Source organism: Shewanella sp. Actino-trap-3 (assembly GCF_002836275.1).
Classification (GTDB): domain Bacteria; phylum Pseudomonadota; class Gammaproteobacteria; order Enterobacterales; family Shewanellaceae; genus Shewanella; species Shewanella psychromarinicola.
The window spans coordinates 1,065,646-1,079,846 of record NZ_PJCE01000001.1 but is presented as its reverse complement, the minus strand read 5'-3'; the positions used below and the strand labels follow the sequence as shown (position 1 = coordinate 1,079,846).

The 14,201-nt window shown below is 42.9% G+C and carries 11 protein-coding genes; 7 read left to right on the top strand and 4 right to left on the bottom strand.

Annotated features, from left to right (window positions below; translation table 11 throughout):
- Positions 1 to 291 precede the first annotated feature (291 nt).
- Complete coding sequence (locus CXF80_RS04590; RefSeq protein ID WP_101031666.1) at positions 292 to 3,468, bottom strand: efflux RND transporter permease subunit; 3,177 nt, start codon at positions 3,466 to 3,468, stop codon at positions 292 to 294.
- 5 nt (positions 3,469 to 3,473) lie between these two features.
- A complete protein-coding gene (locus tag CXF80_RS04585) occupies positions 3,474 to 4,661 on the bottom strand; it encodes an efflux RND transporter periplasmic adaptor subunit (protein ID WP_101031664.1) in 1,188 nt (395 codons plus the stop codon).
- Between the two features lie 145 nt (positions 4,662 to 4,806).
- Here CXF80_RS04585 and CXF80_RS04580 point away from each other — a divergent pair, with 145 nt between their 5' ends.
- Positions 4,807 to 5,367 carry a GNAT family N-acetyltransferase gene (locus CXF80_RS04580; RefSeq protein ID WP_101031662.1) on the top strand — a complete coding sequence of 187 codons (561 nt, stop codon included), beginning with the start codon at positions 4,807 to 4,809 and terminating at the stop codon, positions 5,365 to 5,367.
- A gap of 245 nt (positions 5,368 to 5,612) precedes the next feature.
- Here CXF80_RS04580 and trxB read toward each other — a convergent pair whose 3' ends face one another.
- Both trxB and msrA read right to left on the bottom strand, forming a co-directional pair.
- Positions 5,613 to 6,566 carry a thioredoxin-disulfide reductase gene (gene trxB / locus CXF80_RS04575; protein ID WP_101031659.1) on the bottom strand — a complete coding sequence of 318 codons (954 nt, stop codon included), beginning with the start codon at positions 6,564 to 6,566 and terminating at the stop codon, positions 5,613 to 5,615.
- Between the two features lie 257 nt (positions 6,567 to 6,823).
- Positions 6,824 to 7,303, bottom strand: a complete 480-nt coding sequence (gene msrA, locus CXF80_RS04570) for a peptide-methionine (S)-S-oxide reductase MsrA (protein ID WP_101031657.1) — start codon at positions 7,301 to 7,303, stop codon at positions 6,824 to 6,826.
- A 227-nt stretch (positions 7,304 to 7,530) separates the two neighbouring features.
- On the opposite strand from msrA, the gene astE reads away from it, so the two are divergent.
- The 6 genes from astE (at position 7,531) to CXF80_RS20035 (ending at position 14,174) form a co-directional block, all read left to right on the top strand.
- Positions 7,531 to 8,562: a succinylglutamate desuccinylase gene (gene astE, locus CXF80_RS04565; RefSeq protein WP_101034673.1), complete on the top strand. Its 1,032-nt coding sequence runs from the start codon at positions 7,531 to 7,533 to the stop codon at positions 8,560 to 8,562.
- A gap of 156 nt (positions 8,563 to 8,718) precedes the next feature.
- On the top strand, positions 8,719 to 9,897 hold the full coding sequence (locus CXF80_RS04560) for a thiamine pyrophosphate-dependent dehydrogenase E1 component subunit alpha (protein ID WP_101031655.1): 1,179 nt from the start codon (positions 8,719 to 8,721) through the stop codon (positions 9,895 to 9,897).
- Between the two features lie 3 nt (positions 9,898 to 9,900).
- Entirely contained in the window at positions 9,901 to 10,878 is a 978-nt protein-coding gene (locus CXF80_RS04555; RefSeq protein WP_101031653.1) for an alpha-ketoacid dehydrogenase subunit beta, read from the top strand.
- 9 nt (positions 10,879 to 10,887) lie between these two features.
- A complete protein-coding gene (locus CXF80_RS04550) occupies positions 10,888 to 12,549 on the top strand; it encodes a dihydrolipoyllysine-residue acetyltransferase (protein ID WP_101031651.1) in 1,662 nt (553 codons plus the stop codon).
- Positions 12,550 to 12,661: 112 nt separating this feature from the next.
- Positions 12,662 to 13,729, top strand: coding sequence for a quinolinate synthase NadA (nadA, locus tag CXF80_RS04545; RefSeq protein WP_101031649.1), 1,068 nt, complete (start codon positions 12,662 to 12,664; stop codon positions 13,727 to 13,729).
- Between the two features lie 301 nt (positions 13,730 to 14,030).
- Complete coding sequence (locus CXF80_RS20035) at positions 14,031 to 14,174, top strand: hypothetical protein (RefSeq protein ID WP_157822177.1); 144 nt, start codon at positions 14,031 to 14,033, stop codon at positions 14,172 to 14,174.
- Positions 14,175 to 14,201: the final 27 nt, after the last annotated feature.

Genomic DNA, 14,201 nt, shown 5'->3' with positions numbered 1-14,201 from the left:
CTGGCAATAAGCACGGTGATTAAGGTTAGATTAGCATAATATTTTGTGGAATAACGTTAAAGACACTATTTTTACGCGGTCGTTATTTTGTGAATAAAACCAATTACTCAGTCTGTCTCTAGTAATCGATTAAAGCATCATGAAATAGTGTGTAGGGCTTAGCTTCAAGCTAAAAATTCGTCTTAGAAAGAATAATAGAGAACGGCCATAGAAAGCGGTAATAAAAAAGGGCCTGTTAAGGCCCTTTTTATGTGTGCTGCTAGTGGTTTTTTTTACAAGTAACTAATACTGCTAGGTTGCTGTTGTTGCTGATGAAGGGACCGGGACGTAAATATTGATGATCTTGCGGATCATTGTTTTACCGTCTTCAATAGCAATGTACAGACAAGGGATGAGGCATAAGGTTACGACTGTTGCAAACAGTACCCCAAAGGCTAATGATACCGCCATTGGGATCACCATTTGAGCTTGCATACTGGTCTCGGCCATAATCGGCACTAAACCAATAAATGTGGTCAATGAAGTTAACATTATCGCCCTAAAGCGTCTGCAACCCGCATTGAGCACAGCTTCTTTCATGGCGACGCCCGCTTTTCGGGAATTATTAACATAATCCACCATCACTAACGAATCATTCACCACCACACCAGCCGCCGCGATAATACCAAAAATGGATAAGACGCTTAAATCAATGCCTAAAATGATGTGTCCCATGACGGAGCCTATGACCCCAAAAGGGATAACAGACATGATCATAATTGGTTGTATATATGAGCGCAGTGGGATAGCCAACAAGCTATAAATCAGTAATAGCGATAAAATAAAGTCACGCATTTGGGTGTCGGCACTGTCTAATTGCTCTTGAATACTGCCCGAAACCTCACTGTGTACCCGTGGATACTTGGTCAGTAATTCTGGCATAAAGTTATCACGGATATCTTTAGCCAATTTAAACGGTTCAGTTTGCTCTGCATCAACATTGCCCCATACGTTAATCGTACGGTTACTGTTTTCGCGTCGAATACTATTAACCCCTTGAACCACCTTAATTTCCGCCACTTCAGATAAGGGTAACTCTGCACCTTGTGGGGTGTTAATCATTACGTCTTGTACCAGTGCGATTGAATTGCGTTGTTCTTCTGGATAGCGAAGCATCACTTTGATCTCTTCACCATTTCGAATAATACGCTGTGCTTCTAAGCCATAAAAACTGTTACCCACTTGCGAGGCAATATTGGCTAAGGTTAAGCCTAATGCGTTGGCTAACGGTTTTAATTGGAACTGCACTTCTTTTGCACTTGACTGACGGCTGTCATTGACATCGCTGACGCCTTTAAGAGATTTAAGCTTCTCTTTAAGGGCGAGTGAAGCGGCAACTAATTGGGCTTCATCTTTACTTTCAAGCCTGAAGCTAATATCACCGTCTTCACGACCGCCACCCATCAGACTGTCGCGGATGTTAAAGGATTTTACACCTGGAATTAATGGCATGGCTTGTCGCCATAATTCAGCTAAAGCGAAAGTGTCCATCGGTCTCACAGATGGGTCGACTAATTTTGTCATCACTTCAGCGGTTGTTTGCCCTTTAAGATCGACCTGCATGTCAGAAATCATTTTCTGACCGTACTGTTGCTCTATCTTTTTATCGACATCATATAAGGTTTTCTCAATCGCCAGAGCGGCCGCAAGCGTCGACTGTTCTGATGCATCGACGTTCATTTCAACCGTTACCCTTGGGAAATCGTGGGGGATTTTTGGCTGACCAATAAAACGCACCACACCACCCATATAGAGTCCAACACCGATCAGGATCAAGCTAATGAACAACATTATGACCGCATAACGATATTCAACGGCTAATTCAAGGGAAGGGCGATAAATAGAACTAATAAATCGGCTCAAACCGCGGTCAACTTTTCCTTGAACAAAATTGACGCCGTTACGCAGCCAATCTACTGGATTTTTTGAACCGGGTTTAACCACGGTAGGTTTTTTCATGTGGGCTAAATGCGCGGGTAAAATTAATTTTGATTCTATTAACGAAAATAACAAACATAAAATAACAATAAAACCAATGGCTTGCCCAAATGCCGATGACGGACCATCATCAAGGGTTATGGGTAAAAAGGCCGCTATTGTTGTTAGCACCCCAAAGGTCGCTGGCATGGCAACTTTTTTAACCCCACGAATAACACTTTCAATACTTTGGCCGTGTTCTTCTGATTCGCTGTGGGCACTTTCTCCCATAACAATGGCATCGTCGACCACGATCCCCAGTACTAAGATAAAGGCAAACAAGCTGATAACGTTAATGGTGACATCAATAAAGGCCATTGGCATAAACAATAAGGTGCCTAAGAAACATACTGGCAGCCCCATCATCACCCAAAACGCTAATCGAACTCGTAGGAATAGTGCCAACATGATAAACACTAATATAGAACCCGTTTTCATGCTGTCGAGCATTAATTGCAAACGACCGTCTAAGTAGTAAGTCATGTCGACCCAAGGTTCAAGTTTTACGCCTTGTGGCAATATATTTTGCTGTTTATCGACAAAAATATTAATGGTTTTGGCAACATCTGTAATACTCTGGTTTTTAGCGGCACCAATGAAAAAGCTAACTGAATTTTTACCATTAAATTTTGAGTATTGGATGCCTTCTTCAAAGCCATCATTTACGGTGGCGATATCGCCCAATAAAATCTTAGTACCATCATCTAAGGTCAGTAAAGGCAGTTGTTCAAACTCGTAGCCCACATAGGCTTGATTCTGGACGCGTAAATTAATGTAACCATTTTCAGCTTTAATTTGCCCCGCAGACATATTGCGTGAATAGCCGCGAACCGCATCGGCAACATCGTTAAAGGTTATGCCAAACTCCCGCAAACGGTCTTTACTAACTTCAATACCAATTTCATAACTTAAGCCGCTATAGTATTCGCTAATGTTAACCCCAGGCAGCTGCATGATTTCATCATTAATCCGCTCGCCCAAGTCTTTCAGCTGCTTTTGATTTAAATCACCATATAGGCTTAAGTACATTACCTCTTGCCTGAATTTAATTCGCTCAACTTTTGGGGGCTCCATGCCGCCAGGGAAAGTAGAGATAGAGTCAATTTGGGACTTGACTTCATCAAGTACCACTAATGGGTCATATGAGTCTTCAACCTGAAAGTAACCCTGAGCCATATTACGGTTTGAATAGGTAATGACTCGCTTTAAACCTTGAACACTTTCTAATGCTTGTTCAATTTTAATGGTAATGCCTTCTTCCACTTCTTGCGGCGCAGTACCGGGGTAAACAGCGCTAAATTGAATCCAGTTAATTTCAACGGCAGGGAAGAACTGCTTTCGAATAGTATTGGCGGTCAACAGACCACCGAGTATGATAATGATCATCAGTAAGTTTGCGGCCACACTATTGCGAGCAAACCAGGCGATGATTCCTTTATGAGTATCTGCCATGATGATTATTTACCTTCCATCGCAAGTTCTGTCTGCTCTTTTTCTACAGACTCTTTTTGCAGAATCTTATCTTCTGGCAGTGCCAGTTTCATGCCTTCTAATGGGTAATCAAGCGCTGATGTTATCACTTGCACTCCTGATTCAAGCCCTTCAGAAATAACCACATTAGCACCTTCTTGGCGGATAATTGTGACGGGTTTATAACGCAGTTTTTTGTCTGCATCCATGACGGCAACTAAGCCATTTACTATCAAATGACGGGGGATAATGGTCACATTGCCGGCATTACTGCCTTCGATATGAGCGGTGACATAGGTGCCAAAACGTAATTCATTCTTATTGGTGTTAAGCCCGTAGGGATCGTCAATTTCTGCAACCAGATAGGTCATACGACTTTTACTGTCTACCACGCCTTCACTGCGGACAATTTTTCCTATCCACTCTTGTTTACTTCCGGCAAAATTGCCCACTAATTGCACTTCAGCATGGGTGCCTTTGCTGTCTAAATATTGCATATCTTTATCGGCTAGTGGTAAGCGGATCTCCGCTGTATCTGTATTGTAAACATGGCCAATTTTACTGCCCGTAGTCATGTATGCACCTAAACCGATTTCACGACTGGAAATGAGTGCGTCATACGGTGCGCGGATCACGGTACGCTCTAAATCACGTTGCGCCCGTAATAAGCCTGCTTCAGCACTTTTTAGCTTTGCTAACTCTTGGGCTAATTGCGGTTTCCGCAAACTGAGAGCCGTTGGCTTGCTACTGGTAATTTCCGCCCATTCTCGCAAGGCAACTTCGCCATTGGCTCGCTCTTGAACCATATTAGCTTTCGATGCGGCAACATTGGCCTGAGCATCTAATAAGCCTGCTTCGTAATCGCTAGGGTCTATTTTGGCAAGAATATCGCCTTTTTTAACAAAGCCGCCTTTGACGAATGCATCGGCTAAATAAATAATTTCACCACTTACTTGCGACACGAGTTCGGTATCGTATTTGGCGGCCACAACACCATATGAACTGACCGAAAAGGTCATCGTGTTATACTCTATTGCTTCAACCGACACTAAAGGAGTGTTATCAACAGCGGGCTTTTCTTCTGGGGGCTTTTTTAACGCAGAGAAGCCAACTAAACCGGCTATTCCAATTCCTAATACTATGATTGGTAATATGATTTGTTTTTTAGTCGCCACAATCCTTCCTCTTAATATCCGAATTTTTTTGCAGCAAATTGCTGTGCATACTGCTAATAGTTTTTTCAGTGGTATATGTTAATCGATATGTATATTGTTTGTTGTTTCATTGTGTAAACTTGTGTGTCAACCCAAGGAGAAAAACATGTTGGTCGCTAATACCTCTAGATTACAATTATCATTAATAACCCTTGATGACAGCGCATTATTATTTGAACTCGACCAAGACGAACGGGTGATGCATTTTTTAAATGGAGGACACAAAACCACTCAACATCAGATTGATACGGTGATGATCCCCAGATTGGCTCAATATTTAAATCCAGCCAAAGGCTGGGGATTATGGAAGGTACAGGCATTAACGTGCGCTGACAACGACAATCATGGCTTAAGCGGTGCCTATTTGGGCTGGGTGTTAGTCAGACCAATGCATTTTTTTACCCAAGCACAGCCGCATAACCTTGAATTAGGGTGGCGATTTAAGCACATAAGTTGGGGCAAAGGTTACGCAACAGAAGCGGCCCAAGCTGTCATGGACGTGGTGAGTGCAGTAGATGAGGTCACTCATGTCAGTGCCGTGGCGATAGAAGAAAACTTAGCGTCTATCGCGATCATGAAAAAACTCGGGATGACCTTCCAACACAAAAGTATTCATCGAGATCCATTAGGTGATACCGAAGCAGTGTTTTATCAAAAAGAAGTTTAAAAAGGCATTTAATTTATTATAATTTATCTAGATTAATGGCATAAACCTAACAGAGTAACGCCAACTGCGTTGCAACAAGTGACAAGGGAATGACCATTAACAAATGTGGCACCTTTATCTGGCATCCGAGCGGGTACCGGATAAAGCACCTTGAGGCCTGATGGGTATAAAGCGATGTAAATCATTTATCAGTTAATAAAAAAGAGCAAACGAAGCTGCTCTTTTTTTAGCGTTAGCGAGGTAGATTACTTTTGCGCGTCTAAGAAACGCTCTGCATCTAATGCAGCCATACAACCGGTACCGGCTGATGTGATAGCTTGACGATAATGTTGGTCCATTACGTCGCCACAAGCATACACGCCTTCAATGCTAGTTTGAGTCGCATTACCTTGTAAGCCACTGTTTACTTGTAAGTAACCATGACTCATTTCTAATTGGTCAGCAAAAATACCCGTATTTGGGCTGTGACCGATGGCGATGAATACACCCGCAACGTCTAAATCAGTTACTGAACCGTCTTTAGTACTTTTCTTTTTAAGACCCGTTACACCCATTTCGTTACCAGTGACTTCTTCAAGTGTTTGGTCGAGATGTAAAATGATATTACCGTTAGCCACTTTGTCCATTAAACGGTTGATCAGAATTTTTTCTGAACGGAAACTGTCACGGCGGTGAACCAAGTGAACTTCAGAAGCAATATTGCTTAGATAAAGTGCTTCTTCAACCGCGGTGTTACCACCACCGATCACTGCAACTTTTTGGTTACGGTAAAAGAAGCCATCACAAGTCGCACACGCTGACACACCGCGACCCATAAAGGTTTCTTCAGAAGGAAGCCCTAAATATTTAGCTGAAGCACCAGTAGCAATAATTAATGCATCACAAGTAAATTCGCCATTATCGCCTTTTAAACGAAAAGGGCGCTCAGTTAAGGTTACTTCGTTGATGTGGTCAAAAATAATTTCAGTATCAAACTTTTCTGCATGTTTTTGCATGCGTTCCATTAATGCTGGGCCGGTTAAGTCTTCTGCATCGCCTGGCCAGTTTTCAACTTCAGTAGTCGTGGTTAATTGCCCACCTTGCTGCATGCCTGTGATCATCACAGGTTTTAAATTAGCACGTGCAGCATAAACTGCAGCGGTATAGCCGGCAGGGCCAGAACCTAAAATTAGTAGGTTAACGTGACGAGCTTCACTCATGATTTTGTTCTCCGATAACATGCCCTAAGCAATATGAATGAGATTGTATGGAATTTACTACGGCGGGTAAAGTGAAGTTGAGTGTAAGAAATCGATTGGGGTTATCTATTATGTCAATAACTGGTTCTAGGCAAGCGAACTAGCCTAAAGCGAATCACTTATTGTAAAAAGTAATATTTACCGATAAATGGAGCTGTATTCAGTTATAAGCAGGGCAAATTTAAATTATAAACAGCCCCTATATCTGCTCAACGGGATTAATAAACCAAGTGACATGTTGGTAAATTATTTTTTTCTAAATAATTTTGATGATATTCCTCGGCAATGTGAAATGTTTGTATTGGTACAATTTCGGTCACAATATGACGCTGTCCCCATTTACCACTGCGCGCTAGCGCCAGCTTAGAGCTTTCAGCTTCGGCCTTTTGCTGTTTATCGTGGAAAAATATAGTACTTCGATATTGGGTACCAATGTCGCCGCCCTGCATATTTAACATGGTTGGATTATGGTTCTGCCAAAACACGTCCAATAAATCGTCAAAACTGACTACTTGCGGGTCAAATTCAACTTGTACCACTTCAGCATGACCGGTTGAACCGGTTTTGACTTCTTTATATGTTGTCGCACTGTCTTGGCCACCCATGTAGCCACAAGTTACGTTACTGACGCCGTTAATGTCACGGAAAAAATATTCAACACCCCAAAAACAACCTGCACCAAATGTTGCTAACGCCATGACATACCCTTAAAATAATTTACAGAAGTCTAGATGGCTATAATTGTGTTGAATATTGAGATGTTTTGCAAGCAAACTTTTATTAATAAATAAATCTAACATATGCCACCAATAAAATAATGTTTGGCTATGTTAGAATCCGCCGATAAAAACAGGCAATTAATGTTAAGTGGTGCACAATGGCTAACTTAATCATGCCGCATAATAAAGCATACAAGGAGTTGTTTGTGTTATCTAATCTACTGAAAGAAAAAGATTTTTTAGCTTACACTTTAGCCAATCCCGACAAAATAGATGGCTTTTTTGATTTTATGTTAGGGACACATACTCATGTTGATGTACTCGACACGGGTGTCATTGTGTTTACCCCGAGCCAAAATTCGACCAAAGACATTGTACTATCCAGTGCTATCCACGGTAATGAAACCGCGCCAATTGAAATGTGTAATCAACTTATTCATGATTTGTTGAGTGAGAAAATTATCGCTAAACAGCGGTGTTTATTCTTAATAGGTAATCCTGCGGCCATCATTAATCGAACCCGTTTTATTCACGAAAACATGAACCGTCTGTTCAGTGGCGCGCACTCAAAAGGTGAGGGTTTAACTCATCCAGAACGTCACCGCGCCAAAGCATTAGAGCAACATGTCGCCGACTTTTTTAACGCCAATAGCGAACATCAACGCATACATTACGATTTACATACCGCCATCCGCGCATCAAAGCATGAAAAATTTGCTATTTATCCATACCGACCAGGGCGAGCCTTTAGCGCGGAGCAAATCATGTTTTTAGCGGCATGTGGTGTTGATACCATGTTGTTTCATCATGAACCCACAACGACGTTTAGTTATTATTCGTCACAGCAATTTCAAGCAGATGCCTTCACGGTTGAATTAGGTAAGGTGATGCCATTTGGGCAAAATGACATGAGTCGTTTTACTCAAACTCATACTATGCTTGAAAAGCTGATCACCGAAACTGCGTTAGCGCCTGTTGAGTTCGACTCTTCCAAGGTCAACTTATATAAGGTGTCTCGCTCGATCAATAAGCATGTTGAAGACTTTGCCTTTAGCTTTGCCGGTGATGCCGAAAACTTCAGTGCCTTTAGCGAGGGCGAAGTGCTAGCGACCGAAGGTGGTGTAGAGATTAAAGTAGAACACCCACAAGAAGCGATTGTGTTTCCTAATGCGAATGTGCCGATAGGGCAGCGTACAGTGTTATGTTTAGTGCCTGCACCGAATGAGTCAATCGTATAGCCGTAAAGCAATATATACATGTTAATCGTGAGTAAAATGCATTTACCGTTAGAGTAAGTATTGATAGGTAGTTTACGTTAACGTAATGTCTACTAGCATAGTATAAATAGAGCCGTGTTTATATTGAACATGGTTCAACAATAACAAGAGCATAATATGAGCAACGCACCACTGACCAATGAAACAGTGCACCGTGTCAGCTTCTTAGACAAAGCGTCATTGCACATTCCCATTTTGCGTATTTTGCAAGCCGATGGCACCACGTATGAAAACGCGGTTTTACCGGTAATCGACAAGGCTCTGGCTGATAAAATCTTTGATACGTGTATTTTTACACGCGTATTAGACGAGCGTATGTTGGGTGCACAGCGTCAAGGGCGTATTAGTTTTTACATGACCTGTACCGGTGAAGAAGCCTCAATTATAGGCAGTACCGCCGCGTTAGATAAAGATGACGTCATTTTGGCTCAATATCGTGAACACGCATCATTGCGGTATCGCGGTTTTACGACTGAACAATTTATGAACCAAATGTTCAGTAACGAAAAAGATTTAGGTAAAGGTCGTCAAATGCCGATCCATTACGGCAGCCGTGAACTGAATTACCAAACGATTTCGTCACCATTGGCAACCCAAATCCCACAAGCCACAGGTGTGGCTTACGGTATGAAGTTGCAAGGTAAACGTAACGTGGCCATTTGTTATTTTGGTGAAGGCGCCGCGTCAGAAGGTGACTTCCATGCTGGTTTAAACATGGCTGCAGTGCTGAAATCGCCGACGATTTTCTTCTGCCGCAATAATGGTTATGCCATTTCAACACCAACGGAAGAACAATACTCCGGCAATGGTATTGCCAGTCGTGGAGTCGGTTACGGTATGCACACCATTCGTGTTGACGGTAATGACATGCTTGCGGTGTTAGCGGCAACTCAACAAGCTCGTGCCTATGCACTTGAGCACAATGCACCAGTATTAATTGAAGCGATGACGTATCGCTTGGGTGCGCATTCTTCATCTGACGATCCATCGGGTTATCGTTCAAAAGATGAAGAGGCCAAATGGCAACAACACGATCCAGTTAAACGCTTTAAATTATGGATGATCAATAAAGATTGGCTCACCGAAGCCGATGAAGCCAAATTGTTCGAACGTTATCGGGAAGAAGTCCTCGCAGCGGTTAAAGTGGCTGAAAAGTTACCTGTTCCGAAATTAGACGAGATCATCGAAGACGTGCTTGATAAACCCACTCCAGCATTGAGAAAGCAGCTGAAAGAGTTGAAAGAGCATATCAATAAGTATCCAAAAGCCTATCCAAAAAGTGCAGGGAGACTCTAAACCGTGGCTCAAATGAATATGTTACACGCCATTAATGAGGCGCTATCAATAGCCATGACTGCCGACGAGCGCATGGTGATTTTTGGTGAAGACGTTGGTCACTTCGGTGGGGTATTTCGTGCCACTTCGGGCCTGCAAGAACTATTTGGTCGCGACCGTTGTTTTAACACGCCGTTGACTGAACAAGGTATTGCGGGTTTTGCTAATGGCTTAGCCTCTTATGGTATGACCGCAGTTGCTGAAATTCAGTTTGCTGATTATATTTTTCCTGCATTCGATCAAATCGTTAATGAATCAGCAAAATTCAGATACCGCAGCGGCAATCAATTCGATGTAGGTGGGTTAACGTTCCGCACACCTTATGGTGGTGGTATCGCAGGTGGTCATTACCACTCCCAATCACCGGAAGCGTATTTTACGCAAACGCCAGGTTTAAAGGTGGTCATTCCACGTAATCCTGAACAAGCTAAAGGCTTGTTATTGGCCTCTATTCGCGATCCAAACCCAGTGATTTTCTTTGAACCTAAACGTTTGTATCGTGCCTCTGTTGGCGAAGTGCCCGCTGGCGACTACGTCATTGAGTTAGGTAAAGCACAAGTGGTTAAACAGGGCAGTGATATTACTGTTTTGGCTTGGGGGGCACAGATGGACATCGTTGAAAAGGCCTGCGAACGTGCCGAGAAAGAAGGTATTTCATGTGAAATTATCGACTTACGCACCATAGCGCCATGGGACGTTGAAACTATTGCAAAATCAGTGACCAAAACAGGTCGTTTGCTGATTAACCATGAAGCGCCATTAACCGGAGGTTTTGCCGGTGAAATTGCCGCAACTATTCAGCAAGAATGCTTCTTATCACTTGAATCACCCATCAGCCGTGTGTGCGGATTAGATACGCCTTATCCATTAGTGCATGAAAAAGAATACATGCCAGATGAGTTAAAGACATTCGAAGCCATCAAAGCCACAGTGGCCTATTAGGAGTAAGATATGATTAAAGATTTTATTTTACCCGACATCGGCGAAGGTGTGGTGGAATGCGAATTAGTTGATTGGTTAGTCAGTGAAGGTGATATGGTCACTGAAGATCAGCCGATTGCAGATGTAATGACTGATAAAGCGTTAGTGCAAATTCCAGCGCCCCATGGCGGAAAAATTACTAAGCTGTACTACGCTAAAGGTGAAATAGCCATTGTGCATCAACCATTGTACGCAGTAGAAATGGAAGGTGAAGAGAGCGATAGTGTCACTGACGCGCCGGTTGCTGAAGTCACAGCGGTGAGCGATACCGCCATTAATGACACAAGCGTTAACGACAGTAATGCTGTTGTCGCCACCTCAAGCAGCCAATCAAACATTGAAGAATTCTTATTGCCAGACATTGGCGAAGGTATTGTTGAATGTGAATTGGTTGATTGGTTAGTAAAAGAAGGCGATATGGTTGTTGAAGATCAGCCTATTGCTGATGTGATGACCGATAAAGCCTTAGTGCAAATACCTGCAATGAAAGCCGGTAAAATTGTCAAACTGCATTATCGCAAAGGACAGCTCGCTAAAGTTCACTCGCCTTTATTTGCCATTAAAGTGGCAGCGGATAGTCATACTCAGTCCGCGACGGTAGAGGTTGCTGAACAAGCTCAAGTTGCTGCGCCACAAGGTAATCTTGAACCTGTTGCACAAGGTAAAGCGTTAGCCAGTCCGGCGGTACGCCGCATGGCCCGCTCGCGAGACATTAATATTGCTATGGTTGTGGGTACTGGCAAAAATGGCCGTGTTTATAAAGAAGACATTGAACGTCATCAGCAGGGGGCAAGTTCCACCCAAGCTGCTGTAAGCACAACGCCAGTGTCATCTTCAGCTAATCAAGTAAGTGGTCAAGTCGGTGGTCAATTAGAAAATCAAGCTGGTCAAATAAATAATAGCCCTACTGTTAGCTATGCTGGAGCAAGCGATAGAGTCGAGCCCATCAAAGGCGTGAAGGCTATCATGGCGAAGATGATGGTAGAGTCGGTATCGACTATCCCGCATTTTACTTACTGTGAAGAGTTTGATTTAACCGAATTAGTGGCTTTGCGTGAAAGCATGAAGCAACGTTATTCAACCGATGAAGTGAAGCTCACCATGATGCCCTTCTTTATGAAGGCCATGTCGTTAGCAATTACGGAATTTCCGATATTAAATAGCCAAGTGAATGCCGATTGCACTGAACTCACCTACAAGTCACGTCATAACATTGGTATGGCCGTTGACTCTAAAGTGGGTTTACTTGTACCTAATATCAAAGATGTTCAACGTAAATCGATTTTAGAAATCGCCGCTGATATTACTCGCTTAACGACTGCCGCGCGCAGCGGACGAGTATCACCAGCAGATTTAAAAGACGGCACTATTTCGATTTCTAACATTGGTGCTCTAGGTGGTACGGTGGCAACACCCATTATCAACAAACCTGAAGTGGCGATTGTGGCTTTGGGTAAATTGCAGGTATTGCCGCGCTTTAACGCCAATGGCGAAGTTGAAGCACGTAAGATCATGCAAGTGAGTTGGTCAGGCGATCACCGCGTCATTGATGGCGGCACCATTGCCCGTTTCTGTAATCTATGGAAACACTACCTAGAACAACCGCAAGAAATGCTTTTAGCCATGCGCTAATACTGTTAAGTGTTTAATACACTACCTTATCTAAAAGGACGCTAACGCGTCCTTTTGTTTTTAACCACGATTTTGTATAATATCCGGACAATGTCAATCGTTTGGAACCTGTATGAGTTTGTCGGCACCTAAAATTGAAACTATTGAGTATCCGTTTCCACCTAAACCTGCCGTGTTGTCTGACGCTGAAAAAGCACAATATAAAGCACACATTAAGCAGTTACTGATTGAAAAAGATGCGGTGTTAGTGGCCCATTACTATACCGACCCTGAAATTCAAGCCTTAGCAGAAGAAACCGGCGGCTGCGTATCTGATTCTCTAGAAATGGCACGCTTTGGTCGTGATCACCCAGCAAAGACATTAATTGTCGCAGGGGTGAAGTTTATGGGCGAAACCGCAAAAATTTTAAGCCCAGAAAAAACCATTTTAATGCCAACGTTAGAAGCAACCTGTTCATTAGATTTAGGTTGTCCGATAGAACTCTTTAGTGAGTTTTGCGATGCGCACCCTGATCATACCGTGGTGGTATACGCCAACACCTCTGCCGCAGTAAAAGCCCGTGCAGATTGGGTGGTAACCTCAAGTATTGCACTTGAAATTGTTGAGCACTTAGACAGCCAAGATAAAAAAATCATCTGGGCACCAGACCGTCACTTAGGCGCTTACATCAATAAGCAAACTGGCGCTGACATGCTGTTATGGCAGGGCGATTGTATTGTGCATGATGAGTTTCAAGCCAAAGCCTTACGCCAGCTTAAAAAGCAACATCCAACAGCAGCCGTTCTTGTTCATCCAGAATCACCTGCCAGTGTGATTGAACTTGCCGATGCCGTTGGCTCTACCAGCCAGCTCATTAACGCTGCGCAAACAATGCCTAATGACACTTTTATTGTTGCCACAGACCGCGGTATTTTTTATAAAATGCAGCAAGCGGCGCCAGGTAAAACCTTACTCGAGGCTCCAACCGGTGGTAACGGCGCGACCTGCAAGAGCTGCGCTCATTGCCCGTGGATGGCCATGAACGGTTTACCCGCTATCGAAGCGTCATTGGTTGATACCGACAAAACTGACCATGAAATCTTTGTTAGCGATGAACTGCGCATCAAAGCACTCATCCCACTCACCCGCATGCTCGATTTTGCCAAAGAATTGAATATGAAAGTGAAGGGCAACGCCTAAGCGCAATGTTTAGTGTGAACAGAAAAATGAAAGCCGACATCAAGTCGGCTTTTTATTTAGCAGAATCGAGTTATCTAAAATAATACCAATGCTTAGTAACAACAAATATCTGATATTAAAATATTGTTCAGCTGAGGTTATAGTCAGAGGTATTGTTTTTTAAATTAATAATAATTACCAAGAGCTAACAAATTTTTGACTCGATTTTGTGCTTCGAATAACCATGATTCAATTATGTGGCAATTTGTTGTAACGATTATAATTTCATCACCACATAATCGCGATGGCATTTTAGACATTAATGGATACATTCATTTTTGTTACCTACTTCAGTAACGTTGAAGCTAAAATCCTGCCAGCACCAGCACCAGCACCAGCACCAGCACCAGCACCAGCACAAAGGGTACACGGCTTACCCAACAGCCAACAAAAAGCCCCGCAATAAATGCGAGGCTCTTAAGCTAAACCAAAT